Genomic DNA, 24,739 nt, shown 5'->3' with positions numbered 1-24,739 from the left:
TCGAGGGCTGGGCGCCGACGGAGGTCATCGCTCAGCCTTCGGCGCGCAGCGCTGCCAGAGCCATCGCGGCCAGGAGTGCGGCTGTGTCGACGCGCTCGCGCAGGGCGGCCGTCGTGCTGTGCGGCGTCGAGTTGAGCAGGCCGAAGCAGGCCTGCACGCGCAGGCGCAGCGCGTCGCGATCCTCGTCGACGAGGGCGGCGAGCGCATCGATCCACAGCTCGATGTAGGCGCGCTGGAGGCGGCGCACGTCGGCTCTTCCCTCGGGGGACAGATAGGCGAGGTCGCGGTCCTGAACCCGGATGACGTCGGCGTTGCCGAGAGCGAAGTCGACGTGGAAGCCGACCAGATCCTGCATCCGTCGCTCCGCCGAGGCGGCCGCCGAGGACACGTCCAGCCCACCGGCGACGAGGCGTTCGCTGACCCCGATCAGCAGGGCTCCCAGCAGCGCCTGCTTGCCCGCGAAGTGCCGATACACGGCCGGCCCGGATACGCCGACGGCGGCGCCGATCTCCTCCAGGCTCACGCCCGAATAGCCGCGTTCCGCGAACAGCTGGGCGGCAGCGACGAGGATCGCGTCGGTGCGTTCGGCTTTGGCTCGATCACGGGCGGTTCCGGGCGTTGTCATTTCGGTTAATCCTCGCTAACCTGAATTGTCGGGTTAGTGAACAGTAACCAATCTGGCGCGAAATATCAGCACCGAATGTGAGTCGAGGAGGACCCACGATGGCCGCCACCCAGCTGGAACTGGCCGGCGAGCTGCGAGAGCGACTCTCCGAAGCCGCCCTCGGGGGCCCGCAGCGCTCCCGCGAACGCCATGTCGCTCGTGGCAAGCTGCTGCCCCGGGACCGCGTGACTCGACTGCTGGATGAGGGAAGCCCCTTCATCGAGATCGCGCCCCTCGCGGCCTACGGGATGTACGGCGATGAGGCTCCGGGAGCCGGGGTCATCGCGGGCATCGGTCTGGTGCACGGACGGCACGTCATGGTCGTCTGCAATGACGCGACGGTGAAGGGCGGCACGTACTTCCCGCTCACCGTCAAGAAGCATCTGCGTGCGCAGGAGATCGCGCTCGAGAACCGCCTGCCCTGCCTGTACCTGGTGGACTCCGGCGGTGCCTTCCTGCCCAAGCAGGACGAGGTCTTCCCCGACCGCGACCACTTCGGCCGGATCTTCTTCAACCAGGCCAGGCTCTCGGCCGAGCGCATCCCGCAGCTCGCCGCCGTGCTCGGCTCCTGCACCGCGGGCGGCGCCTACGTGCCGGCGATGAGCGACGAGACGGTGATCGTGCGCAACCAGGGCACGATCTTCCTCGGCGGGCCGCCGCTGGTCAAGGCCGCCATCGGCGAGATCGTCACGGCCGAGGAGCTCGGCGGGGGAGAGCTGCACGCGCGCCGTTCCGGGGTGGTCGATCATCTCGCAGAGGACGACGAGCATGCCCTGGAGATCCTCCGAGACATCGTGGCCACGCTTCCGAAGCCCGCCGCACCCGCCTGGGACGTCGTCTCCTCGCATCCGGCCGCCGAGTCCGGCTCGATGTACGACGTCGTGCCGGTCGATGTGAACGCCGCGTACGACGTGCACGTCGTCATCGACCGTCTCGTCGACGCCGACACCTTCACGGAGTTCAAGCCCGAGTACGGCACGACGCTCGTCACCGGCTTCGCCGTGCTGCACGGACATCCCGTGGGCATCGTCGCCAACAACGGCGTGCTGTTCAGCGAGTCAGCGCTCAAGGGCGCGCATTTCATCGAGCTGTGCGACCAGCGCGGCATCCCGCTGCTGTTCCTGCAGAACATCACCGGATTCATGGTGGGGACGGAAGCCGAGGCCGGCGGTATCGCGAAGGACGGCGCGAAGATGGTCACGGCGGTCGCCACGACCCGCGTCCCCAAGCTCACGGTCATCATCGGCGGGTCGTTCGGCGCCGGCAACTACTCGATGTGCGGGCGGGCGTACTCACCGCGCTTCCTGTGGAGCTGGCCGGCCAGCCGCATCTCGGTGATGGGCGGTCCTCAGGCGGCATCCGTGCTCGCGACGGTCAAGGAGGATCAGCTCATCGCGCACGGAGACTCCTGGACCCCCGACGAGCGCACGGAGTTCGAAGCCCCGATCCGCACCCAGTACGAGGACCAGGGCGAGCCCTACTACGCGACCGCGCGCCTGTGGGACGACGGCATCGTCGACCCCGACCAGACCCGCGACCTGCTGGGCCTCGCCCTGGATGTCGTCTCCCGCACGCCGCTGCCCGAACCGCGCTTCGGCCTCTTCCGGATGTGATCGATATGAATCTCTTGGTCCCTGACCCTGTCGCCTGTACTGAGCGAGCGCCAGCGAGTCGAAGTGAAGGGTTCGACACCGTCCTCGTCGCCAACCGCGGCGAGATCGCGCGCCGAATCATCCGCACGCTGCGTGAGCGCGGCATCCGCAGCGTGGCCGTCTACAGCGATGCGGATGCCGACGCCCCGCACGTCCGTGAGGCCGACGCCGCCGTGCGCATCGGCGCAGCACCGGCCGCGGAGTCCTATCTGCGGGTGGATGCCATCGTCGACGCCGCCCTGCAGAGCGGCGCCCAGGCCATCCACCCGGGTTACGGCTTCCTCTCGGAGAGCGTCGCCCTCGCCGGCGCGTGCGCGGAGGCGGGCATCGTGTTCATCGGCCCGGATGTGCGCGCGCTCGAGATCATGGGAGACAAGGCCCGCGCCCGCAACCACGTGTCCGCGCACGGCGTGCCGGTCGTCCCCGGATTCGACGCGGCAGGCATGACCGACACGCAGATCCGCACGCAGGCCGACGAGGTCGGGTACCCGCTGCTCGTCAAGCCCAGTGCGGGCGGCGGCGGCAAGGGCATGGAGGTCGTGCGCTCCGGCGACGAGCTGCTCTCCGCACTGGCGACTGCCCGGCGCGTGGCGACGGCCGCCTTCGGCGACGACTCCATGGTGCTGGAGCGGCTCGTGCAGCGCCCGCGGCACATCGAGGTGCAGGTCTTCGGCGACTCGCACGGCACGGTCATCGCGCTGGGGGAGCGGGAGTGCACCCTCCAGCGTCGCCATCAGAAGGTGATCGAGGAGGCCCCGGCCGCGAACCTTCCCGATGCCGTGCGCCGGCGCCTGCTGGATGCCGCCGTGGCCGCCGCGCAGAGCGTCGAGTACGTGGGTGCCGGCACCGTCGAGTTCCTCGTGGAGGCGGACTCGGTCGACGACTTCTTCTTCATCGAGATGAACACCCGTCTGCAGGTCGAGCACCCGGTCACCGAGGAGGTCACCCGACTCGACCTGGTCGGCCTGCAGCTCGACGTCGCCGCCGGCGGCGCCCTGCCCGAGCCGCCGGAGGTGCGCGGGCACGCCATCGAGGCGCGGGTGTACGCCGAGTCACCGGAACGCGGCTTCCTGCCCTCCACGGGCCGTGTGCTCCTGTTCGACGTGCCGCGTGGTGTGCGCGTGGATGCGGCGGTGGAGACCGGGTCCGAGGTGACGGGCTTCTACGACCCGATGATCGCCAAGGTGATCGCCTTCGGTCGCGATCGGGCCGCCGCGCTGCGTCGGCTCGATGCCGCATTGGCCCGCACCGTCGTGCTCGGCGTGGAGACGAACATCGCGTTCCTGCGGGCACTGAGCCGGCACGAGCGCGTCGTCGCCGGCGACCTGGACACCGGGCTGATCGAGACCATGCTGCCGCTTCCCGCGCAGCATCCGTCAGAGCGGATGCTGGCTGCGGCCGCATCCGCCGTCCCCGTCGCCTCCGCCCCGAACGTCGGTGAGCTGTGGGGCTCGGTTCCGGGCTGGCGTCTCGGGTCATCCGCGACGACGACACCCACGGTCTTCCTGACCGACGCCGACGAGGTCGTCGAGACGAGTGGCGGCCTCGGTGGCCACGCGGCGGCGGCCTCCGATGCCGACGGTGCCGTCTGGGCCTCGGAAGAGGGCATCACGATGCGGCTGCGGCCGTTGTCGCGCCGCGAGCGGATGCGACGTCGGCTCGCCGAGCGCACGATGGCATCCGGTCCACGTCAGCCCGAATGCCGAGCCCCGATGCCCGGCGCGGTCGTGGCCGTGCACGTCGCCGACGGAGACACGGTGCGCGCCGGCGACCCGCTCGTCTCGATCGAGGCGATGAAGATGGAGCACCCGGTGCTCGCACCCCATGACGGCACGGTGCAGCTGCTGGTCGCTCTCGGCGACCAGGTGCGACGCGACCAGCCCGTCGCCCACGTCAGCGAACAGGAGACAGCATGACCGACGACCTGAGCAGTATCGGCCTGAACGAGGAGCAGCGCGAGCTGGCCGCGATGGTGCGCGACTTCGCCGAACAGGTGGTCGCCCCCCAGGCCTACGAGGCCGACCGCACCCACACCCTCAACCTCGACGTGGTGCGGCAGATGGGAGAGCTGGGCCTGTTCGGTCTGCCGTTCCCCGAGGAGCACGGCGGCCAGGGCGGCGACTACCTCGCACTCGGCCTCGCCATCGAGGGCCTCGCCCGCGTTGACCAGTCCATCGCGATCACCCTCGAGGCTGGGGTCAGCCTCGGCGCGATGCCCATCCACCGCTTCGGCACCGAGGAGCAGAAGGCCGAGTACCTGCCCTCGCTGCTGGCCGGGCAGCAGCTGGCGGGCTTCGGCCTCACCGAGCCCGAGGCAGGCAGCGACGCCGGCGCGACCCGCACGACGGCGCGCCTGGACGACGGCGAGTGGGTCATCGACGGCACCAAGCAGTTCATCACCAACTCCGGCACCGACATCACCCGCTTCGTGACCGTCACGGCGGTGACCGGCGAGACTGACGGACGCAAGGAGATCTCGACGATCATCGTGCCGAACGGCACCCCCGGATTCACCGTCGAGCCCGCCTACGACAAGGTCGGCTGGAAAGCATCCGACACGCACCCGCTCACGCTGCAGGGCGTCCGCGTCCCCGAGGGCAACCTGCTGGGTGATCGCGGCACGGGGTTCCGCAACTTCCTCAGCATCCTCGACGAGGGCCGCATCGCCATCGCAGCCCTTGCGACGGGTGCGGCGGAGGGCTGTCTGGAGGCGGCCGTCGATTACGCGCAGAAGCGCACGGTGTTCGGCGCGGCGCTCAGCACGCGTCAGAACGCGCAGTTCACCCTCGCCCGCATGCGCGCCCGCGTCCACACCGCGCGGCTCGCCTGGCACCACGCGGCGCGCCTGCGCGACGCCGGCAGGCCGTTCGCAGAGGAGGCCGCAATCGCCAAGCTCGTCTCGGGTGACGCGGCGATGGACAACGCCCGCGACGCCACCCAGATCTTCGGAGGCAACGGCTTCATGAACGAGTACTCCGTCGGCCGGCACTACCGCGACTCGAAGATCCTCGAGATCGGCGAGGGCACCACCGAGGTGCAGCTGCTGGTGATCGCCCGCAAGCTGGGCCTCACGGGCTGAGTCGTCGAAAGGACTAGGGTGCGATCATGACCGACATCGTCCAGCGCGGCCTGTACTACGAGGAGTTCGAGCTCGGCGCTCGCTACCTGCATCGCCCCGGCCGTACGGCCACCGAGGCGGACAACGTCCTGTTCACGACGCTGACCATGAACACGCAGGCGCTGCATCTGGATGCGGCGTTCTCGGGGGAGCAGCCGTTCGGGCAGCGGCTGATGAACTCGATGTGGACGCTGTCGACCATGGTCGGTGCCTCGGTCGCCCAGCTCACCCAGGGCACTCTGGTGGCGCAGCTGGGACTCAGCGACATCGGCTTCCCTCATCCGGTGTTCCACGGTGACACGCTGTACACCGAGAGCGTGATCACCGAGAAGCGCCTGTCATCGTCGCGACCGGGCCAGGGCATCGTCACGATCGCGCACACCGGCCGCAACCAGGACGGCGTCGTCGTCGCGACCGCCACCAGGATCGCCCTGATGCACTGCGTGCCGGAGGAGGAATCATGACATTCGATCTGGGACCCGCGATCCTGTTCTGCCCAGCAGATCGTCCCGAACGGTTCGCCGGAGGGCTGGCGAAGGCGGATGCCGTGATCCTCGACCTCGAGGATGCGGTGCTTCCCGCCGCCAAAGCACAGGCACGGGAGAATCTCCTCGCCGCAGACCTGGACCCTGCGCGTGTCATCGTGCGGGTGAACGATCCCTCCTCGGTCGAGTTCGCCGCAGATCTCGCAGCCGTCGCACGAACGCCGTTCCGCAACGTCATGGTCGCGAAGACCGAGCATGCCGCCGCGCTGGACGTCTTCGACGAGTCCTACACGCTGATCGCCCTGTGCGAGACGGCCGCGGGAGTGGTGCACGCGGCTGAGATCGCCGCGCACCCGCGGGTATCGGCGCTCATGTGGGGCGCAGAGGACCTGGTCGCCTCGATCGGCGGCTCCGCGAGCCGCTTTCCCGACGGCCGGTACCGTGATGTCGCCCGCCACGCGCGCTCTGCGGTGCTCATCGCCGCCGCCGCGCACGGCAAGGCAGCCATCGATGCCATCCACGTGGACATCGACGATGCCGAGGGCCTCGCGGCGGAGGCGGCGGATGCCGTGGCATCCGGGTTCCGCGCGACGGCGTGCATCCACCCGAAGCAGGTCGCCACGATCCGCGAGGCGTACCGTCCGGATGCCGCGACGGTGGAGTGGGCGCGGGCGGTGCTGTCCGCTGCCGAGCACGAGCGCGGCGTCTTCCGATTCGAAGGGCGGATGGTCGACGAGCCCGTGCTGCGCCACGCCAGGGCGGTGCTGGCCGCAGCCGGGGCGTGAGCCGCGGTATCCGGTGGTCGCTTCGCGCGGTGATCTGCGCTTCGCGCGGACGCAATCCGGGAATCCATCCGCGACAGCCGCATATGGCCGCGCGGGGTGTCGGACTTTCAGCCCGAGATCGGCTCCAGCAGTCGCAGCGTCGCGTGCTCGGCGACGAACCGGTGCACGGAGCCGTTGCGCAGAAGGTCGCCTTCGCGGGGAAGCGTGCCACCCGAGGCGTGCATCAACAGTGCGCGGATGACGCCGCCGTGGCTGACCACGATGAGCGACTCCTGGTTGGGGGTCGAGCGGTGTCGTGAGGCGCGCACGATGCGGTCGAGCGAGTCCAGCGCCCGCTCGCTGACCTGTTCGAGGCTCTCCGCGCCGGGGACCTCGGAGTGCCAGCCGCCATAGCGGGAGATGTAGTCGGCGACGTCGATGCCCTCGGCCTCGCCGAACGACCGCTCTCGCAGGCCGCGCGTCGTCACGGGAGCTGCGAGACCCAACCGCGTCGCGATGATCTGCGCGGTCTCCTGCGCACGCACCAGCGGGCTGGCGTACACAGCGTCGTACGACTCGGTCGCGAGGACCTCCGCGGCGGCGAGCGCGTCGGCGCGTCCGGTGTCGTTCAGGGGGATGTCGGTGGTGCCCTGGATGCGTCGCTCCAGGTTCCAATCGGTCTGGCCGTGGCGCACGAGGGTGATGAGGGTCACGTCTCGACCTTACGCGAGCCGGTCGGCGAGAGCGCTGAGCACGGGGCTGGTGCCGCCGGAGACGACGGCGTCGGCCCAGGCATCCGCGCGGGTCGGTTCGCGGTTCACGATCACCAGCGGGATGCCGCGGCGCCGAGCCCGTTCGATGATGCGGATGCCGGAGTTGACCGTCAGCGAGGTGCCCGCGACGAGCAGGGCGTCGGACGCATGCAGCAGCGATTCGGCCGCCCGGAAGCGAGCCGCGGGGACGAACTCGCCGAAGAACACCACCTCGGGCTTCAGCATCCCGCCGCACACGGTGCACGGGGGGATGACGAATCCCTCGGTGCTCTCCGGTGTGACGTCGCCGTCGGGGTTCAGCTCGATGTTCTCGGGCGTGCGCACCCACGGGTTGAGGTCCTCCAGCTGGTCGGCGACGGCGCGTCGGTCCAGCACCTGGCCGCACCTCAGGCAGAGCACACGGTGCATCGTGCCGTGAATCTCGACGACCCGGGTGCTTCCTGCCCGAAGATGCAGTCCGTCGACGTTCTGCGTGACGACGCCGCTGACAGCGCCGGACCGCTCCATCCGCGCGACTGCCGCGTGACCCTCGTTGGGGTCGGGGGAGGTGAATGCACGCCAGCCCAGGTGGCCACCCAGCCAGTAGCGGCGCCGCGCGGCTTCGTCGGCCAGATAGGTCTGGATGGTCATCGGGTTCGCGCGCGGGCGCGCCCCGATACCGCGGTAGGCGGGGATTCCGGAGTCGGTGGAGATCCCGGCCCCGGTGAGGACCGCGACACGGCGACCCTGGAGCAGCTCGGCGATGCGATCGATCTCGGAATGCGGGACGCGATGCGCGTCCACCCTGTCTTCCGTCTCGCTCACCTGCACGTGGGAAGTCTACGACGCCGTGCGGGCACGGGCTCCGGCAGCGCACCTGGAAGAGTGGAAGCATGGACATCGCGCACATCGACGACGCCTCCGACCATCGCCTCGATGACTACCGGTCGCTCACCGACGTCACTCTGCGTCGGCTCCACGAGCCCGAGGGCGGGCTCTACATGGCCGAGTCCGCGAAAGTCATCGCCCGGGCCGTGCAGGCGGGCCACCGCCCTCGGTCGGTGCTGACGCAGGAGAAGTGGCTGGATGCCGTCGAGCAGTCCCTGGCCGGTGCCGACGTGCCCGTCTACGTGGCCTCGTCCGCCATCAGCGAGCAGGTGACCGGATTCGCGATCCACCGCGGGCCCCTCGCCGCCATGCATCGCCCGACGGAGCCGGCTCTCGGCGACGTGCTGCGCGGCGCACGTCTGGTGCTGGTGCTGGAGGACATCACCGACCACACGAACGTCGGTGCCGCCTTCCGCGCCGCTGCCGGGCTCGGTGCCGACGCGGTGCTGGTCTCGCCGCGCTGCGCCGATCCGCTGTACCGCCGCAGCGTGCGGGTCAGCATGGGCACGGTCTTCCAGGTGCCGTGGACGAGGATCGGGGACTGGGCCGAGGCGGCGCCCGCCCTGCACGGGCTGGGCTTCGAGATCGCGGCCCTCGCGCTCAGCGACGACGCGGTGGCGCTGGACGCCTACTCCGCCGCACGGCCCGAGCGCGTGGCCCTGGTGATGGGCACCGAGGGCGATGGGCTCACCGCCGAGGCGATCGAGGCGGCGGATGCCGTGGTCACGATCCCCATGCGCGGGGGAGTGGACTCGCTGAACGTCGCGTCCGCAGCCGCCGTCGCGCTCTGGGAGATGACCAGGTCCTGAGCCGCCTCACGCCTCAGACCCGGGCAGGCGCACCGGACCCGCCTCGGGACGCTTCGCGGCGATGTGGTCGCCGGAGGACTGGTGGCGCAGACGCCGCAGCACCCACGGCACGAAGTGCTCGCGTGCCCAGCCGATGTCCTCGGTACGAGCCTCCCGCCAGGAGCGCACGGGCAGCGGATCGGGCTGCATGGCCTGCAGGTCGTTCGGCACATTCAGTGCGCGCAGCACCATCCGGGCGACCTCGTGGTGTCCGAGCGCGTTGAAGTGCAGGCGGTCGTCATCGAAGAATCGCGAGTCCTGCACGACCTTCAGAGCCCACTGGTCGGCGACGACGCAGTCGTACCGATCGGCGATCGCGCGGACGTTCTCGTTGTAGATGGCGACCTTGCCTCGGAACGCGCGGAACACCGGAGTGAAGCCGGTGTCGATGCCGGTGAAGAGAACGATGGCGGCCCCGGTGGAGGACAGGCGCGCGACGGCGTCCTCCAGCTGCGCGGCGATGTCGTCGGGGTCGGTCCGGGGGCGGATCACGTCGTTGCCGCCTGCGCAGATCGAGATGAGGTCGGGTTTGAGGGCGATCGCGGGGTCGATCTGGTCGGCGACGATCTGCGCGATGAGCTTGCCGCGCACGGCGAGGTTCGCGTAGGCGAAATCGTCCACCTCCTGTGCGAGCACCTCGGCGACGCGGTCCGCCCAGCCGCGGTGGCCGTCCGGGACGGTCGGGTCAGGGTCGCCGATGCCCTCGGTGAACGAGTCCCCGATGGCGACGAAGCGCCGCCAGGGGTGCGGGCCCTGGTTCTCGGCGAACGGGGCGCGGCGGGATTCGTCATCGTCAGTCATGGGGTTCTCCTTCGACATTCCGGTCATCCACGGCGCGAGCGCCTGTGCGAGCCTACTCGCGCGAAGCGGTCGAGGGGCGAGCCGATGTCGGCGGGCTGGATTATCGTAGATCCGATGCTCTCTCCGTCCTTCCCTCAGCGCGCCCCTTGGGGTACCGCCGACAAGCTGAGGGCCTGGCAGCGAGAGGCCCTGGACGCGTATTTCCAGGCCGATCAGCGCGATTTCCTCGTCGCTGCGACCCCGGGAGCAGGAAAGACCACCTTCGCTCTGACACTCGCGGTCGAGCTGCTGCGCATGGGCGAGGTGGATCGGCTCATCGTGGTCGCCCCGACGGAGCATCTGAAGACGCAGTGGGCCGATGCGGCCGCGCGTGTGCACATCCGCCTCGATCCGCGATTCCGCAACAGCCATTGGGCCCCGGCGCGGCACTATCACGGCGTCGTCGTGACCTACGCGCAGGTGGCCGCGAAGGCGAGTCTGCACCGGCACCTCACCGAGGACGCCAAGACCATGGTCATCCTCGACGAGGTGCACCACGGCGGAGATGCGCTCAGCTGGGGCGACGCGATCCGCGAGGCCTACGGCCCGGCCCGCCGTCGGCTGCTGCTGTCGGGAACGCCGTTCCGCAGCGACACGGCACCCATCCCGTTCGTGGAGTACCTGCCCGACGAGTCCGGCGCCCGGATCTCCAGTACGGATTACGCATACGGCTACGGGCGCGCCCTCGCCGACGGCGTCGTGCGGCCCGTGCTGTTCCACATGTACTCAGGCAAGATGCGCTGGCGCACCAGCGCCGGGGACGAGCTCGAAGCCCACCTCGGGCAGGACAACACCAAGGACGTCACCTCGCAGGCCTGGCGCACAGCGCTGGATCCGGAGGGGGAGTGGATGCCGGCGGTGCTGTCCGCCGCGGATCGCCGACTCACCGAGATCCGCCATCACGTGCCGGATGCCGGCGGGCTGGTGCTCGCGACCGACCAGACCGTCGCCCGCGCGTACGTGAAGATCCTGCACAGCATCACCGGCGAGCAGCCCGTCGTGGTGCTGTCCGACGATGCGTCGGCGTCGGAGCGGATCGAGAAGTTCAGTTCCAGCACCCGCCGCTGGATGGTCGCGGTGCGCATGGTGTCCGAAGGCGTGGACGTGCCGCGCCTGGCCGTCGGCGTGTACGCGACCTCCTCGTCCACTCCGCTGTTCTTCGCGCAGGCGATCGGGCGCTTCGTGCGCGCGCGTCGTCGCGGCGAGGCCGCCAGCGTCTTCCTTCCGAACGTGCCGGTCCTGATGACGCTCGCCGGCGAGATGGAGCGCCAACGCGACCACGCCCTCGATCGACAGACCAAGGACGAGGACGGCCTCGACGATTCGCTGCTGGACAGCGCGAACCGTGAGGAAGAGGCATCCGACGCTCTCACCCAGGAGTTCAGCTACCAGGCGATCTCCTCGCTCGCGCATTTCGACCGGGTCGTCTTCGAGGGGAAGGACTTCGGCCAGCTCGCCGAGCCGGGCACGCCCGAGGAGGAGGAGTTCATCGGATTCCCCGGTCTTCTCGAGCCCGAGTCGGTGCACGAGCTGCTCATGCAGCGTCAGGCGCGCCAGGGCAGGCTCAGAGAGGCCCGCGAGGCCGCGACGCCCCCCGAGGCCACGACCACGCTTCCCGCGCCGCTGCACCGCACGCTGCGCGAGCAGAGGCAGCTGCTGAACAGCCTGGTCGGGCTGTACGCACGCCAGAGCGGCGAACCGCACGGATCCGTGCATGCCGAGCTGCGTCGGGTCTGCGGCGGTCCCGCTGTGGCGCAGGCGACGGTGACCCAGCTGCAGTCCCGCATCGACGTGCTGCGCAAGCGCGTGCGCGCCTGACCTTCGGGTCTCCGAAAACCTGTCAATCCCCGTTCTGATGCGGGTCCGCGTCACCGCGCTCGGTAGCGTGGAATGTTCCCTGACGAGCCCGGAGGCTTCATGACCGCGCCCGATCCGTCCACCGCCGCAGAGCGTCGGCAGTGGGCTCGCTACCTTGTCGAAGAGCGTGCCGAGGGCGCGGTGTATTCGCGCCTGGCCACACGCAAACAGGGCGAGGAGCGCGACATCCTGCTGTCCCTCGCCGAAGCCGAGCACCGCCACGAGCAGCACTGGCTGGAGATGCTGGGTGGCGAGCCCGCGCGCCTGCCCAGGGCCGGGCTGCGCTCCCGAATGCTGGGCTGGATGGCCGGCCGGTTCGGCTCGATCTTCGTGCTCGCGCTCGCGCAGAGCGCCGAGGCCCGCTCGCCCTATGACAGTGAGAAGCACGCGACGCCGGCGATGCGCGCCGACGAGAAGGTGCATCACGAGGTTGTGCGCGGTCTCGCCGCTCGCGGTCGCCGGCGGTTGTCCGGCTCGTTCCGCGCGGCCGTGTTCGGCGCCAATGACGGACTGGTGTCCAACCTCGCTCTGGTGCTCGGGATCGGGGCGACCGGGGTCAGCGGCGGCTTCGTGCTGTTCAGCGGCATCGCGGGGCTGCTCGCCGGAGCGCTCTCCATGGGCGCGGGGGAGTTCGTCTCGGTGCGGTCGCAGCGCGAGCTGCTGGCGGCCACCGAGGCGAACAACGATGCGGATGCCAACGCCGGCGATCTGGACATCGACGCCAACGAACTCGCGCTCGTCTACCGGGCGCGAGGGATGACCGAGGAGGAATCACTCGCGCGCGCCGAGCGCGTGATGACCGCCGCTCGCGAGGGCGCCAGACGCACGGCGACCGGGCCCGTGAGCGCGCACATGGCGCACAGCGATCACGACATCGTCGGCAGCGACTGGACGGCGGCGATCTCCAGCTTCCTGCTGTTCGCATCGGGCGCCATCGTGCCCGTGCTGCCCTGGATCTTCGGGCTGACCGGGCTCGCCGCAGTTCTCGTCGCGCTGCTGCTGGTCGGCCTCGCGCTGCTGGTCACCGGTGCCATGGTGGGCGTGCTGTCCGGCGGCCCGCCGCTGCGACGCGCACTGCGCCAGTTGGCCATCGGCTTCGGTGCCGCCGCAATCACCTACGCGCTCGGACTCGTGTTCGGAGTCGGTGTGGCCTGAGCCGGTTGTTCGGCATCCGCTCGTTCCGACGGATGTCGGCAGAAACGACGGATGTCGGCAGGAACTGGCGATTTCTGCCGACATCTGTCGTTTCCGCCGACGGGTGAGCACAGCCAGCCGAGTCGCATACGGAGCAATGCAGAAAGCCCCGGTCGAGATGACCGGGGCTTTCCATATTCTCCTGTGCGCGGAGGGGGACTTGAACCCCCACGCCCTTGCGGGCACTGCGACCTCAACGCAGCGCGTCTACCATTCCGCCACCCGCGCAGGTGGTGAAGGCCGTTGCCGACCGAAGAGAAACATTACCAGGTTTCGCAGACCGCACCGAACCGTCGTGCGGCCCGGGCGCGCCTCCGCTCTTCGATAGCCTGAGGACATGTCCGACACCGCACTGCCCGAGGTCGCCCAGATCGCCCAGGACCTGATCCGCATCGACACGTCCAACTACGGCGGCGGCAAGGCGAACGGCGAGCGCGAGGCCGCCGAGTACGTCGGCGCGTTCCTGAGCTCGCTCGGGCTCGAGCCCGAGTACTACGAGCCGATCCCGCGACGCACCAACGTCATGGCCCGAATCCGGGGACGCAACTCCGAGCGGCCGGCACTCGTGGTGCACGGACATCTGGATGTCGTTCCCGCCGTGGCCGAGGACTGGAGCGTCGACCCGTTCGAGGGCGTCGTCCGGGACGGGATGCTGTGGGGACGCGGCGCTGTGGACATGAAGAACATGGATGCGATGATCCTCGCCGCGGTCGCGGACATGCTGCGCGCGGGCGAGCAGCCGGAGCGGGACCTGATCCTGGTCTTCTTCGCAGACGAGGAGAATGGCGGCGTCGAGGGCTCGGCCCTGGTCGTGCGCGACCGGCCCGAATGGTTCGCCGGTGCCACCGAGGCGATCAGCGAGGTCGGCGGCTACTCGATCACCGTCGACGAGCACCGCGCCTACCTGCTGCAGGTGGGGGAGAAGGCACTGATGTGGCTGCGGCTGGTCGCCAAGGGGCGTGCCGGTCACGGCAGCCGGTACCACGAGGAGAACGCCATCACCCGGCTGGCGGAGGCCGTGGCATCCATCGGCCGCACCCGCTGGCCGATCCGACTGACGCCGACGACGAAGGCTCTGCTCGAGGGGCTGAGCGAGCTCACCGGACGGTCGGTGGACGACCCGGACGCTCTCGCCGCCGCCGCAGGTCCTGCCGAGGCGTTCCTGCGCTCCACATTCCGCACCACGGCCAACCCGACCGTGCTCGAGGCCGGATACAAGCACAACGTCATCCCCGAGACCGCCAGCGCGCTCATCGATGTGCGGGTGATCCCCGGCACGGAGGACGACGTGCTCGCCCAGCTGCAGGAGATCGTCGGAGACGGCATCGAGATCCAGACCGTCGTGCGCGACATCGGAATGGAGACGCCTTTCGCAGGCGATCTGGTGGATGCCATGGTCGCCGCCCTTGGAAGGCACGACCCGGGCGTGCCCGTGATCCCGTACCTCCTCGGCGCCGGCACCGACAACAAGTCTCTGGCGTCGATCGGCATCACCGGCTACGGGTTCGCGCCGTTGCGTCTGCCCGCCGATCTCGACTTCACAGGAATGTTCCACGGAGTGGATGAGCGGGTGCCCGTAGAATCTCTGGAGTTCGGTCAGCGCGTGCTGGCCGATCTGCTGCGCACCTGCTGAGCGGCATCCGCTCGCGGGACACAGACGCGCCCCCTTCAAGAAAGCACCATATGAACCTGCTTGAAGCACTCTTCCTCGGCGTGATCCAGGGACTCACCGAGTTCCTGCCGATCTCCTCCAGCGCGCACCTGCGCATCGTCGGCGAGCTGCTGCCGTCCGGCGCCGATCCCGGGGCCGCGTTCACCGCGATCACCCAGATCGGGACGGAGGCCGCGGTCGTGGTGTTCTTCTGGCGTGACATCGTGCGCATCGTCGGGCAGTGGTTCCGCTCACTGACCGGCAAAGTCGCCCGCAACGATCCCGACGCGCGGATGGGCTGGCTGATCATCCTCGGCAGCATCCCGATCGTCGTGCTCGGTCTGGTGTTCCAGGACAAGATCGAGACCACCCTGCGGTCGCTGTGGATCGTCGCGATCATGCTGATCGGCTTCGGTCTGCTGCTCGGGATCGCCGACTACATGGGTGCGAAGAAGCGCAAGCTCGACGAGCTCACCTATCCGCACGGCATCGCCTACGGCATCGCCCAGTCCCTCGCCCTCGTCCCGGGCGTCTCGCGCTCCGGCGGCACGATCACGATGGGTCTGTTCCTCGGCTACGAGCGCGCCGCGGCCGCACGCTACGCGTTCCTTCTCGCGATCCCCGCCGTATTCGGCAGCGGCTTCTACCAGCTCTTCAAGCACGGCGGCGACGATCAGCAGTACTTCACGCTGGGGGAGACGTTCGCCGCCACCGGCATCGCCTTCGTCGTCGCACTCGGTGTGATCGCGTTCTTCATGAACTGGATCTCCAAGCGCAGCTTCCTGCCCTTCGTGATCTACCGCGTGCTGCTGGGCGTCGCGCTGATCGTCCTGCTTTCGATGGGCGTGCTCGCCCCGCGCTGATCCCCACGCCCCACTCCGCCCGACTGGCGGAGGGCCCCTGACTCAGCGCTTGTCGGGTCCGTCGCCACGGCGACGCAGGTAGCGCTCGAACGCCTGCGCGATGGCATCCCCGGACGCGTCGGGGGAGTCCCACGTGTCGCGGGTGCGCTCCAGCTGGTGGATGTACTCGGTCATGTCCTCGTCTTCCGCTGCGGCGGCGTCGATCGACGCCTCCCAGGCGGCTGCCTCGGTGCGCAGGTGTTCTCGGGCCGGTCCCACGCCGGTGAGCTCCTCGAGCCGGTCGAGCAGGGCGAGGGTCGCCTTGGGCGAAGGGGCGGCGGATGCCACGTAGTGCGGCACGCTGGCCCACAGGCTCGCCGTGGGGATCTCGGCACGTTCGGCGAAGTGCTCGAAGACGCTGAGGATTCCCACCGGACCCTCATAGGTGGACTTGTCCAAACCGTGGACGCTGCGCACCCGGTCGTTCTGACTCGCGGCGAAGATCGAGATCGGGCGGGTGTGCGGCACGTCCGAGAGCATGGCGCCCAGCGTGATGAAACCCGTCACATCATCGCGAAGGGCGACGTCGATGAACTCCGAGGCGAACGCCTGCCACGCGCGCGCGGGCTCCGATCCGGTCAGGAGCCACAGCTCCGGGCCGTCGGTCGGTACCGCGGGGCGCCACAGCGCCGCCTCGGGCCAGTTCAGCTCCCGCTGACCGGTCGCGTCCAGCCGCGTCGAAGGACGCGTGTACTGGTAATCGAAGTACAGTTCCGGGTCCACAGAGTGGACCTTCTCGTATTCGATCGAGTCGCGCAGGGCGGCGATGGCGCCACTGGCAGCCTCGCCGGCGTCGTTCCAACCATCGAATGCGGCGACGATGATCCGTGAGCCGAGAACGTCCACCGCTCTCCTTCCTGTGGGTCCCGAAGGGATCCCTCCAGGGTAGTCGCCCGCCGTCGGGGTGGGACATGCGCCCCGGCTAGCATGGGTGAAGTGAGCATCAAGCCCAGCGCAGTCCTGTGGGACATGGACGGAACCCTCGTCGACACCGAACCCTATTGGATGGACGCCGAGACACGGCTCGTGGAGTCCTTCGGCGGCACATGGACGCACGAGGATGCTCTGCAACTCGTCGGCAACGGGCTGATCGACAGCGCCGGCATCCTGCAGCGGTACGGCGTCGCGATGGATGCCGATGACATCGTGCAGCGACTCACCGATGAGGTCGCGTTCCGACTGCGCAACGACGGCGTGCCATTCCGCCCAGGCGCACGCGAGCTGCTCGCCGAACTGCGCGCCAACGGCATCCGCACGGCGCTGGTCACGATGTCGATGAAGCGGATGGCGCTGGATGTCGTCTCGCTGATCGACTTCACCGCCTTCGATCTCGTGATCGGGGGCGATGAGGTGGCCCGGCCCAAGCCGTTCCCCGATCCCTACCTGCAGGCCGCGGCGACGCTCGGCGTCGACATCGCCGACACGGTCGTCATCGAGGACTCGCTGACCGGAGTGCGCGCCGGACACGCCTCGGGGGCGGTCACGCTGGGCGTGCCGCACATCGTCCCGTTGGACGACACGCCCGCTCACGAGCTGTGGCCGACGCTCGAGGGGCGCACCGCAGCAGACATCAGCGACCTGCACGGTCGCTACGCGAAGGAGACCTCCCGATGAACGCCAGACGACCCAGTGGGCCCTTCCGCGAGGGCGACCGTGTGCAGCTGACCGGTCCCAAGGCGCGGATGCACACCATCACCCTGCGCGAAGACGGCGAACTGCACACGCACCACGGCGTGCTCAAGCACAGCGACCTGATCGGGCTCCCCGACGGTTCGGTCGTCGCCAACAGCGCCGGGCACGACTACCTGGCGCTGCGGCCGCTGATGCGGGACTTCGCAATGTCGATGCCGCGTGGCGCCGCGATCGTCTATCCGAAGGACTCGGCGCAGATCGTCATGCAGGCCGACATCTTCCCCGGCGCCGTCGTGGTCGAGGCCGGTGTCGGTTCCGGTGCCCTCTCGCTCGCGCTGCTGCGCGCCATCGGCTCCGATGGACGGCTGACGTCGTTCGAACGGCGGGAGGACTTCGCCGAGGTCGCACGCGCGAACGTGGAGACATTCTTCGGCGAGACGCCCGAATCGTGGAACGTGGTGGTCGGCGACCTCGCCGAGGAGCTTCCCGCCCAGTTCGAGGACGGCACGGTCGATCGGGTGGTGCTGGACATGCTCGCCCCCTGGGAGTGCATGGACGTCGTCGCCGACGCGCTCACTCCCGGCGGCGTGGTGATCTGCTACATCGCGACCGCCACCCAGCTGTCCCGTGTGGCCGAGTGCATCCGCGCCACGGGCCTGTTCACCGAGCCCGACGCGTCGGAGACGATGGTGCGCGGCTGGCACGTCGAGGGTCTCGCCGTCCGCCCCGATCACCGCATGGTGGCGCACACCGGCTTCCTGCTGACGGCCCGGCGACTGGCTCCCGGCGCCGTCCCGCCGGAAGTGCGGCGCCGCGCCTCCAAGTCCAGTTACACGGACGAGGATGTCGAACTGTGGACCCCGGGTGCCGTCGGCGACCGCGAGATCACGGACAAGAATCTGCGCAAGCGCGCACGCGAGGCGCAGAAGGCGGCATCCGGTGCCCGCATCGCCGCCGCGTCGCGCGAGGGGGAGCCGGCTTCGGAATAGACTGGGGCGCGTGCGTAAAACGACCGCAGCCCTCTCGGCTCTCGCCCTGTCCGCTCTCGTCCTGACCGGATGCTCGGCGGCGTCCGGGTCGAACGCCGCCGGATGCGTCCGTGACGACTCCGCGGCTCTGCAGATGGCGGTCAAGGCGACCGGCGACATCGGCGCACCGAAGGTGTCCCTCACCTCGCCCGTCCCCACGTCGCACGTGATCTACGACGACCTCATCGTCGGCGACGGCCCCGCCGTTCGCGAGTCCGGGCAGGATGTCGTGGGCGCGATGACGCTGCTCAGCGGAACGACCGGACAGGTTCTGCAGTCCGGTGCGGTGATCTGGTCGCCGAAGAAGATGGACGAGCTGCTGGGCGGCGGCGGTGCCGCGCTCACGTGCGCCACCCAGGGATCGCGCGTCGCGTTCGCCATCCCCGCCGCTGATCTGCCCGAGGGCATGGCCGAGCAGGCCGGCCTGGATGCGCAGGGCAGTCTGGTCGGCTCCATCGACATCCAGGAAGTGCTCCTGCCCAAGGCCGAGGGCCGCGATGTCTTCAACGACGCGCGCGGCCTGCCGACGGTGGTGCGTGCGGCCGACGGCCAGCCGGGGATCATCATCCCCGACACCAGCGCGCCGAAGAAGGCCGTGACCCAGACGCTCATCGCCGGTCACGGCGCGAAGGTCGACGACGGCACGGCGATGTTCAACTACACGGCGGTCGCCTGGGCGGACCGCACGGTCACCGGCTCGTCCTGGGGCTCGGGCGTCGTGTACGACGCGACCACTCTGCCGAAGCCCGTCATGGAGGAGGTCGCCAAGGCGACCGTCGGCTCGCAACTGCTCGTCGTCGTCCCCGGCGAGAAGGGCGCCGCCACCGCCTACGTGGTCGACGTGCTGGGCATCGTTCCGCCGGAACTGGCTCAGGGATGACCCGAGCTCAGATCCCGCCGGAGGAACGCCTGACGAATCTCGTCGTGGCGCTGATGGCCACGGAGATCGGGCTGACCAAGCAGCAGATTCTCGAGAACGTCTCCGGCTATCGCCAGCGCAGCGCCGCCGGCGTCAAAGCGGACGCTCTGGAGAAGATGTTCGAGCGCGACAAGGACGAGCTGCGCGCGCTCGGGATGCCGGTGGAGACGATCGGCGATCCGACCGATCCGCAGGATCTGCGCGAGGCCCGCTATCGCATCCCGCAGGCCGACTACGACCTCCCTGCGGACATCGAATTCAGTGACGCGGAGCTCGCCGTCCTGCGTCTGGCAGGGAGCGTCTGGAGCAGCGAGTCGGTCTCGTCCGATGCGCAGGCCGGGGTGCGCAAGATCCGCGCGCTGGGCATCGACGGCGACGAGCCGATCATCGGCTTCGCCCCGCGCATCGCCGTGCGCGATCCCGCGTTCCCCGCGATCCAGGAGGGAATCGAACGCAACAGGGTGATCGTGTTCGACTACCTGAAGCCGGGGGAGGCCTCGTCGACGCGCCGTCGGGTCCAGCCGCTCGCGCTCGTCGAGTACGAGGCGCGCTGGCACCTTTTCGGGGTGGATGTGGATGCCGAGGGTGAGCGCACCTTCCTGCTGAGTCGCATCATCAGTGATGTGAAGGTGACCGGACAGACCTTCGATCCCGCACTGCGCGACGGCGCGGCCGATCGGGCGCTGTCGGGCCTCACCGCTGTCGCCGCATCGCAGAGTGCGCTGCTGGAGGTCACCCCGGGCACGGAGGCCGCACTGCGTCTCGGCCGGAGATCGACCCCGGCTGTCCAGGGCATGCGCGTGCCGTACGTGGATCGGCACATCTTCGCCGACGAGCTGGCGACGTACGGGCCCGAGGTGCGGGTGGTGGAGCCCGATGACCTGCGCGACAGCGTGATCGAGCGCCTGCAGGGCATCGTGGCCGCGCACTCCGAGGAGGAGCACGCATGAATGCGGCATCCGCTCCGCTGCTCGCCGGCGACCGAGTGCGCCTGTACCTGACCCTTGTGCCCTATCTGCTCGAGCGCGGGCAGGTCACGCTGGACGAGGCCGCGAACGAGTTCGGCGTGACGCCGCGAGAGATGCGCTCGATGGTCGAGAAGCTCACGGTCATCGGGCTGCCCGGCGACTCCGGCTACTGGCAGCTGCCTCAGGAGATGTTCGACATCGACTGGGATCTGCTCGACGAGCACGACATCATCGAGATCACGAACGACGTCGCGCTGCGGCGCGTGCCGCGGTTCACGGCACGGGAGGCCGCTGCACTGCTGGCGGGTCTGCAGATGGTCGCAGCGGTTCCCGCGGTCGCGGACTCCGGACTCGTCTCAGGACTCATCGCGAAGCTCTCACGCGGATCCGCCGACGCGCCACCCGACCTGGTCGTCGCCCCGGTGACGGTCAGCGAGGTGCAGAAGGTGGTGTCGCGGGCGCTGCACGACGGCGTCGCCGTCGCGTTCCGCTATCAGGCGCCGGACGCCGAGCCCACCACGCGCACGGTCGATCCGGCGCAGATCCTGATCACGAACGGGCAGTGGTACCTGCAGGGCTGGTGCCATCTGCGCAAGGCGATGCGCACCTTCCATCTCGATCGGGTCAGCGACGCCCGCCTGACCGACATCGCCATCACGCACGCCGATGCGGCCCTGCCCGCGGAGTTCGGCTCGCAGGCCGGGTCAGGGCACGTCATCATGCGGCTTCCGGAACGTCTGATTCCGCTGCTCGGTGCCTTCGCGCACGAGGAGATCGCGCGTCAGGACGGCGAGGTGACGCTGCAGATCGGGATGGCGGATCCCCGCGGAATCAAGCGGATCGCGGCGAGGTTCGGCGGAGCGCTCGAGGTGCTCGAACCGGTCATCGCCCGGTCCGCCACACGCGACTGGGCAGCGGCCGGACTCGAGCTGTACGGTGGACCACATGCGCCCGATGCGCGGGTAGACTGAACCGCACACCGACCCACAAGAGGAGTACTCCATGGGCAATCTCTTCGCAGGCCCGCACCTGTGGATCATTCTGATCATCATCCTGCTTCTGTTCGGCGCGGCGAAGCTGCCTGCGCTGGCGAAGAGCATCGGCCAGTCCGCTCGCGTCTTCAAGGGCGAGATGAAGGCCATGAAGAGCGACGACGACACGGATGCCACCGCAGCAGACGGCACCACGGCGACGTCCACCGGCACTGCGGCCCCGGCGGCCGGAACCGCGGCCTCCACGGCTGAGCGTCCTGCCGATCAGGACACACCGCCTCGCGCCTCCTAGGTCGTGACGGAACTGAGCGTCGACGCGCCCTCTGATGAAGGGAAGCGCGATCGGCGGATGTCGCTGGGCGAGCACCTTCGCGAGGCTCGTCGTCGCCTGATCATCGCGGTGATCGGTCTCGCTGCGGGCATGATCATCGCGTTCATCATCACGGATCCGGTGATCAAATTCATCACGCTTCCGATCGACATGATCAATGAGCAGCGCGGTGCCGACTTCGCTGAGCTGATGTTCACGAAGATCACGTCCGGATTCAACCTGCGGATCCGGATGGCGCTGTCGATCGGTCTTCTGCTGTCCGCACCCGTGTGGCTCTGGCAGATCTGGGCGTTCATCATGCCCGGTCTGACCAAGAAGGAGATCAAGTACACCGTCGCCTTCGTCGGCGCGGCGGTCCCGCTGTTCTTCACCGGCGGATATGTCGCCGTGATGGTCGCCCCGCACGTGATCGAGGTGATGTCGAACTTCGTCCCGGATGCCGGGAAGAACTTCCTCGACTCGGACTACTACTACGACTTCATCATCAAGTTCATCCTGGTGATCGGCGTCTCGTTCGTACTGCCGGTCTTCATGGTGGCGCTGAACCTGGCCGGTGTGATCACGGGGCGGGCCATGCTGAAGGGGTGGCGTATCGCCGTGCTGGTCGCCGCGCTGTTCGCCGCCATCGCAACGCCCGCGGCAGACATCACCTCCATGTTCCTGCTCGGCGGCATCCTGATCGTGCTGTACTTCGCGGCGGCCTTCGTGTCGCTCTTCTTCGATCGACGCAAGCGGAAGAAGCGGATCGCCTCGGGTCTCGACCCCGACCAGCTCGCCGCATGACTTCTCCCGCTGAGCGCTATGCGGCGGCGCAGGCGTCGGCTCAGCATCCCCAGACGCAGAAGTTCGCGGCCCGACAGCGCTTCGAACTGGACCCGTTCCAGGTGGCGGCCTGCAATTCCCTGGAGAGTGGGCGCAGTGTGCTCGTGGCCGCGCCCACCGGGGCGGGCAAGACCATCGTCGGCGAGTTCGCGATCCACCTCGCCATGCAGACGCCGGGGCAGAAGGCGTTCTACACGACGCCGATGAAGGCACTGTCGAACCAGAAGTTCCGTGAGCTCGTCGAGGTGTACGGAGCGGATCAGGTCGGACTGCTCACCGGCGACACCAACATCAACGGCAGTGCTCGCGTGGTGGTCATGACCACCGAGGTGCTGCGCAACATGCTCTACGCCGATTCCGACGCGCTGAGCGGGCTGCGCTACGTCGTCATGGACGAGGTGCACTACCTGGCCGATCGGTTCCGCGGTCCTGTCTGGGAAGAGGTGATCCTGCACCTGCCGCAGGCCGTGCGGCTCATCTCGCTCAGCGCGACGGTCTCGAACGCCGAGGAGTTCGGCGACTGGCTCGACACGGTTCGTGGCGACACCGATGTCATCGTCTCCGAGACGCGGCCCGTTCCGCTGGAGCAGCACGTCCTGGTGCGCGACGACCTGCTGCCGCTCTTCGATGACCGAGCCGGAGTCGCCACGGCACAGGTGAACCAGGAGCTGTTCCGCATCCGCTCGTTCACCGGCTCACGGTACGAAGGCAACCGGCAGGCGCAGGAGTACATCAGCAACAAGCATGCGGGCCGTCAGGCCCAGCGACCGCATCGCGGGGGCAAGCGGCCCGTGCGGGCGTCGAATGCACAGCGCATCGAGCGCATGGACCGGCCTGACGTCGTTCGGCTGCTGGAGCGGGCGAATCTGCTGCCCGCGATCTTCTTCATCTTCAGTCGAGTCGGCTGCGATGCCGCCGTGCAGCAGGTGCGCCGGGCGGGCCTTCGCCTGACCACGAGTGAGGAGCGCGCCGAGATCCGCGAGATCGTCACGGAGCGCACGCGGTCGCTGCAGGACGAGGATCTCGACGTCCTGGGGTTCTGGGAGTGGCGCGACAACCTCGAGCGCGGCGTCGCCGCGCACCACGCCGGAATGCTCCCCGCCTTCAAGGAAGTCGTGGAGGAGCTGTTCCGACGCAAGCTCGTCAAGGCGGTCTTCGCCACCGAGACGCTCGCACTCGGCATCAACATGCCGGCGCGCACCGTCGTGCTGGAGAAGATGGAGAAGTTCAACGGCGAGGCGCGCGTCGCCATCACGTCAGGGGAGTACACCCAGCTCACGGGGCGCGCCGGACGGCGCGGCATCGACGTGGAGGGCCACGCCGTCGTCCAGTGGACGGAGGGCATGGACCCGCAGTCCGTGGCATCCCTGGCATCCCGCCGCACCTATCCGCTGAATTCGAGCTTCCGCCCGACCTACAACATGGCGGTCAATCTGATCGACAGGTTCGGCCGCACCCGTGCGCGCGAGATCCTGGAGTCGTCGTTCGCGCAATTCCAGGCCGACCGCGCCGTCGTCGGTCTGGCGAAGAAGGTCAAGGATGCCGAGGAGTCGCTGCAGGGCTATCAGAACGCCATGCAGTGCGAGCACGGCGACTTCCTGGAGTATGCGGCCCTGCGCCGCGAGCTCAGCGACTTGGAGAAGAAGAACCGCAAGGATGCCGGTGGGTCCCGCATCGCCCGCGACAAGCGGATGAAGAAGATACAGAACCTCCGCACACGCATGCAGCGTCACCCCTGCCACAGCTGCCCCGACCGTGAGGCGCACGCCCGCTGGTCGGAGCGGTACTTCAGCCTCAAACGCGACACGGATCGCATCCGCCGACAGATCGAGACCCGCACCGGCACGGTGGCGCGCATCTTCGACCGGGTGATCGACGTGCTCCAGGTCGTCGACTACCTCGACGGTTCAGGTGACGATCTCAGCCTCACCGAGGCGGGGCGCACCATGCGCCGCATCTACGGCGACCGCGACCTTCTCGTGGCCGAGTCGCTGCGCCAGGGCCTGTGGCGCACCCTGGACGCACCGTCGCTGGCGGCGATGGCCAGCTGCCTGGTGTACGAGCCGCGCCGCGATGAGCAGAACACGGGGGAGCGGGGGCTGCCGCGTGGCGCCTTCCGCATCGCTTACGACGCCACGACCCGGCTGTGGGCCGAGTTGGACGACATCGAGCACGACTACTCGCTGCCGCGCACCGAGCCGCTGGCGCCGGGCCTGGCCGCCGCGATGCACTCCTGGGCCCGAGGCGGGTCCCTGGATCGCGTTCTGATCGACGCGGACATGGCCGCCGGTGACTTCGTGCGCTGGGCGAAGCAGACCATCGACCTGCTGGACCAGCTCTCCATCGTCGCCGAGGACGGCGATCTTGCCCGCACGGCGCGACGTGCCCTGGACGGCGTGCGGCGCGGGATCGTCGCCTACGCAGCGGTGTGA

At 69.1% G+C, this 24,739-nt stretch carries 23 protein-coding genes and 1 tRNA gene; 18 read left to right on the top strand and 6 right to left on the bottom strand.

Annotated features, from left to right (window positions below):
- Nucleotides 1-31: 31 nt before the first annotated feature.
- On the bottom strand, nucleotides 32-625 hold the full coding sequence (locus QF046_RS02855) for a TetR/AcrR family transcriptional regulator (protein WP_307366001.1): 594 nt from the start codon (nucleotides 623-625) through the stop codon (nucleotides 32-34).
- Nucleotides 626-723: 98 nt separating this feature from the next.
- Here QF046_RS02855 and QF046_RS02850 point away from each other — a divergent pair, with 98 nt between their 5' ends.
- From QF046_RS02850 to QF046_RS02830, 5 genes are read left to right on the top strand one after another with little or no spacing between them, the layout of a single operon-like run.
- Nucleotides 724-2,277, top strand: coding sequence for a carboxyl transferase domain-containing protein (locus QF046_RS02850; protein WP_307365999.1), 1,554 nt, complete (start codon nucleotides 724-726; stop codon nucleotides 2,275-2,277).
- 5 nt (nucleotides 2,278-2,282) lie between these two features.
- Nucleotides 2,283-4,232: a biotin carboxylase N-terminal domain-containing protein gene (locus QF046_RS02845; protein WP_307365997.1), complete on the top strand. Its 1,950-nt coding sequence runs from the start codon at nucleotides 2,283-2,285 to the stop codon at nucleotides 4,230-4,232.
- The gene (locus tag QF046_RS02840) at nucleotides 4,229-5,395 is read left to right on the top strand and encodes an acyl-CoA dehydrogenase family protein (protein WP_307365995.1); all 1,167 of its coding nucleotides are present in this window, start codon (nucleotides 4,229-4,231) and stop codon (nucleotides 5,393-5,395) included. The genes QF046_RS02845 and QF046_RS02840 overlap by 4 nt, the downstream gene beginning before the upstream one ends.
- 26 nt (nucleotides 5,396-5,421) lie before the next feature.
- Nucleotides 5,422-5,898 (top strand): MaoC family dehydratase, encoded by a 477-nt coding sequence (locus QF046_RS02835; RefSeq protein WP_307365993.1) that lies wholly within the window; start codon nucleotides 5,422-5,424, stop codon nucleotides 5,896-5,898.
- Nucleotides 5,895-6,704, top strand: coding sequence for a CoA ester lyase (locus QF046_RS02830; RefSeq protein WP_307365990.1), 810 nt, complete (start codon nucleotides 5,895-5,897; stop codon nucleotides 6,702-6,704). Before QF046_RS02835 ends, QF046_RS02830 begins: the two co-directional genes overlap by 4 nt.
- Nucleotides 6,705-6,811: 107 nt before the next feature.
- On the opposite strand, the gene QF046_RS02825 is transcribed toward QF046_RS02830, so the two are convergent.
- Both QF046_RS02825 and QF046_RS02820 read right to left on the bottom strand, forming a co-directional pair.
- Entirely contained in the window at nucleotides 6,812-7,396 is a 585-nt protein-coding gene (locus QF046_RS02825; protein WP_307365987.1) for a histidine phosphatase family protein, read from the bottom strand.
- A gap of 9 nt (nucleotides 7,397-7,405) precedes the next feature.
- Nucleotides 7,406-8,260 carry a Sir2 family NAD-dependent protein deacetylase gene (locus tag QF046_RS02820; RefSeq protein WP_373425650.1) on the bottom strand — a complete coding sequence of 285 codons (855 nt, stop codon included), beginning with the start codon at nucleotides 8,258-8,260 and terminating at the stop codon, nucleotides 7,406-7,408.
- A 68-nt stretch (nucleotides 8,261-8,328) separates the two neighbouring features.
- On the opposite strand from QF046_RS02820, the gene QF046_RS02815 reads away from it, so the two are divergent.
- On the top strand, nucleotides 8,329-9,132 hold the full coding sequence (locus QF046_RS02815) for an RNA methyltransferase (protein ID WP_307365985.1): 804 nt from the start codon (nucleotides 8,329-8,331) through the stop codon (nucleotides 9,130-9,132).
- Nucleotides 9,133-9,138: 6 nt separating this feature from the next.
- On the opposite strand, the gene QF046_RS02810 is transcribed toward QF046_RS02815, so the two are convergent.
- On the bottom strand, nucleotides 9,139-9,972 hold the full coding sequence (locus QF046_RS02810) for an SGNH/GDSL hydrolase family protein (protein WP_307365983.1): 834 nt from the start codon (nucleotides 9,970-9,972) through the stop codon (nucleotides 9,139-9,141).
- A gap of 114 nt (nucleotides 9,973-10,086) precedes the next feature.
- Here QF046_RS02810 and QF046_RS02805 point away from each other — a divergent pair, with 114 nt between their 5' ends.
- On the top strand, nucleotides 10,087-11,829 hold the full coding sequence (locus QF046_RS02805; RefSeq protein WP_307365981.1) for a DEAD/DEAH box helicase: 1,743 nt from the start codon (nucleotides 10,087-10,089) through the stop codon (nucleotides 11,827-11,829).
- Nucleotides 11,830-11,928: 99 nt separating this feature from the next.
- Nucleotides 11,929-13,023: a VIT1/CCC1 family protein gene (locus QF046_RS02800; protein ID WP_307365979.1), complete on the top strand. Its 1,095-nt coding sequence runs from the start codon at nucleotides 11,929-11,931 to the stop codon at nucleotides 13,021-13,023.
- 184 nt (nucleotides 13,024-13,207) lie between these two features.
- Here the strand turns inward: QF046_RS02800 and QF046_RS02795 are convergent.
- A tRNA-Leu gene (locus QF046_RS02795) sits at nucleotides 13,208-13,290 on the bottom strand.
- Nucleotides 13,291-13,399: 109 nt separating this feature from the next.
- On the opposite strand from QF046_RS02795, the gene QF046_RS02790 reads away from it, so the two are divergent.
- Nucleotides 13,400-14,695 carry a M20/M25/M40 family metallo-hydrolase gene (locus QF046_RS02790; RefSeq protein ID WP_307365977.1) on the top strand — a complete coding sequence of 432 codons (1,296 nt, stop codon included), beginning with the start codon at nucleotides 13,400-13,402 and terminating at the stop codon, nucleotides 14,693-14,695.
- A gap of 50 nt (nucleotides 14,696-14,745) precedes the next feature.
- Complete coding sequence (locus QF046_RS02785) at nucleotides 14,746-15,576, top strand: undecaprenyl-diphosphate phosphatase (protein ID WP_307365975.1); 831 nt, start codon at nucleotides 14,746-14,748, stop codon at nucleotides 15,574-15,576.
- Between the two features lie 42 nt (nucleotides 15,577-15,618).
- Here QF046_RS02785 and QF046_RS02780 read toward each other — a convergent pair whose 3' ends face one another.
- A complete protein-coding gene (locus QF046_RS02780) occupies nucleotides 15,619-16,461 on the bottom strand; it encodes a PAC2 family protein (RefSeq protein WP_307365972.1) in 843 nt (280 codons plus the stop codon).
- A gap of 90 nt (nucleotides 16,462-16,551) precedes the next feature.
- Here QF046_RS02780 and QF046_RS02775 point away from each other — a divergent pair, with 90 nt between their 5' ends.
- Genes QF046_RS02775 through QF046_RS02740 form a run of 8 tightly spaced genes read left to right on the top strand, consistent with a single transcriptional unit; the run spans nucleotide 16,552 to nucleotide 24,739 of the window.
- Nucleotides 16,552-17,229 (top strand): HAD family hydrolase, encoded by a 678-nt coding sequence (locus QF046_RS02775; protein ID WP_373425649.1) that lies wholly within the window; start codon nucleotides 16,552-16,554, stop codon nucleotides 17,227-17,229.
- Nucleotides 17,226-18,236 (top strand): tRNA (adenine-N1)-methyltransferase, encoded by a 1,011-nt coding sequence (locus QF046_RS02770; RefSeq protein ID WP_307365967.1) that lies wholly within the window; start codon nucleotides 17,226-17,228, stop codon nucleotides 18,234-18,236. The genes QF046_RS02775 and QF046_RS02770 overlap by 4 nt, the downstream gene beginning before the upstream one ends.
- Nucleotides 18,237-18,246: 10 nt before the next feature.
- A complete protein-coding gene (locus QF046_RS02765) occupies nucleotides 18,247-19,155 on the top strand; it encodes a peptidylprolyl isomerase (RefSeq protein WP_307365965.1) in 909 nt (302 codons plus the stop codon).
- Nucleotides 19,152-20,144 (top strand): YafY family protein, encoded by a 993-nt coding sequence (locus QF046_RS02760; RefSeq protein ID WP_307365962.1) that lies wholly within the window; start codon nucleotides 19,152-19,154, stop codon nucleotides 20,142-20,144. The genes QF046_RS02765 and QF046_RS02760 overlap by 4 nt, the downstream gene beginning before the upstream one ends.
- Nucleotides 20,141-21,133, top strand: a complete 993-nt coding sequence (locus QF046_RS02755) for a YafY family protein (RefSeq protein ID WP_307365960.1) — start codon at nucleotides 20,141-20,143, stop codon at nucleotides 21,131-21,133. Before QF046_RS02760 ends, QF046_RS02755 begins: the two co-directional genes overlap by 4 nt.
- A 31-nt stretch (nucleotides 21,134-21,164) precedes the next feature.
- A complete protein-coding gene (locus QF046_RS02750; RefSeq protein ID WP_307365958.1) occupies nucleotides 21,165-21,446 on the top strand; it encodes a twin-arginine translocase TatA/TatE family subunit in 282 nt (93 codons plus the stop codon).
- 3 nt (nucleotides 21,447-21,449) lie between these two features.
- A complete protein-coding gene (tatC, locus tag QF046_RS02745) occupies nucleotides 21,450-22,268 on the top strand; it encodes a twin-arginine translocase subunit TatC (protein ID WP_373425648.1) in 819 nt (272 codons plus the stop codon).
- Nucleotides 22,265-24,739 carry an RNA helicase gene (locus tag QF046_RS02740; RefSeq protein ID WP_307365956.1) on the top strand — a complete coding sequence of 825 codons (2,475 nt, stop codon included), beginning with the start codon at nucleotides 22,265-22,267 and terminating at the stop codon, nucleotides 24,737-24,739. The genes tatC and QF046_RS02740 overlap by 4 nt, the downstream gene beginning before the upstream one ends.

Source organism: Microbacterium sp. W4I4, from assembly GCF_030816235.1.
Classification (GTDB): domain Bacteria; phylum Actinomycetota; class Actinomycetes; order Actinomycetales; family Microbacteriaceae; genus Microbacterium.
Note: the sequence above shows the minus strand (reverse complement) of the source record. Positions and strands in the feature narration are given on the sequence as shown.

Bases quoted from the DNA above. Each gene is read 5' to 3' on its own strand.
- QF046_RS02750 (WP_307365958.1), top strand. From the start codon at position 21,165: ATGGGCAATCTCTTCGCAGGCCCGCACCTGTGGATCATTCTGATCATC.
- QF046_RS02790 (WP_307365977.1), top strand. From the start codon at position 13,400: ATGTCCGACACCGCACTGCCCGAGGTCGCCCAGATCGCCCAGGACCTG.
- QF046_RS02855 (WP_307366001.1), bottom strand. From the start codon at position 625: ATGACAACGCCCGGAACCGCCCGTGATCGAGCCAAAGCCGAACGCACC.
- QF046_RS02810 (WP_307365983.1), bottom strand. From the start codon at position 9,972: ATGACTGACGATGACGAATCCCGCCGCGCCCCGTTCGCCGAGAACCAG.
- QF046_RS02835 (WP_307365993.1), top strand. From the start codon at position 5,422: ATGACCGACATCGTCCAGCGCGGCCTGTACTACGAGGAGTTCGAGCTC.
- QF046_RS02785 (WP_307365975.1), top strand. From the start codon at position 14,746: ATGAACCTGCTTGAAGCACTCTTCCTCGGCGTGATCCAGGGACTCACC.
- QF046_RS02845 (WP_307365997.1), top strand. From the start codon at position 2,283: ATGAATCTCTTGGTCCCTGACCCTGTCGCCTGTACTGAGCGAGCGCCA.
- QF046_RS02840 (WP_307365995.1), top strand. From the start codon at position 4,229: ATGACCGACGACCTGAGCAGTATCGGCCTGAACGAGGAGCAGCGCGAG.
- QF046_RS02770 (WP_307365967.1), top strand. From the start codon at position 17,226: ATGAACGCCAGACGACCCAGTGGGCCCTTCCGCGAGGGCGACCGTGTG.
- QF046_RS02850 (WP_307365999.1), top strand. From the start codon at position 724: ATGGCCGCCACCCAGCTGGAACTGGCCGGCGAGCTGCGAGAGCGACTC.
- QF046_RS02830 (WP_307365990.1), top strand. From the start codon at position 5,895: ATGACATTCGATCTGGGACCCGCGATCCTGTTCTGCCCAGCAGATCGT.
- QF046_RS02760 (WP_307365962.1), top strand. From the start codon at position 19,152: ATGACCCGAGCTCAGATCCCGCCGGAGGAACGCCTGACGAATCTCGTC.
- QF046_RS02815 (WP_307365985.1), top strand. From the start codon at position 8,329: ATGGACATCGCGCACATCGACGACGCCTCCGACCATCGCCTCGATGAC.
- QF046_RS02755 (WP_307365960.1), top strand. From the start codon at position 20,141: ATGAATGCGGCATCCGCTCCGCTGCTCGCCGGCGACCGAGTGCGCCTG.
- QF046_RS02805 (WP_307365981.1), top strand. From the start codon at position 10,087: ATGCTCTCTCCGTCCTTCCCTCAGCGCGCCCCTTGGGGTACCGCCGAC.
- QF046_RS02800 (WP_307365979.1), top strand. From the start codon at position 11,929: ATGACCGCGCCCGATCCGTCCACCGCCGCAGAGCGTCGGCAGTGGGCT.
- QF046_RS02740 (WP_307365956.1), top strand. From the start codon at position 22,265: ATGACTTCTCCCGCTGAGCGCTATGCGGCGGCGCAGGCGTCGGCTCAG.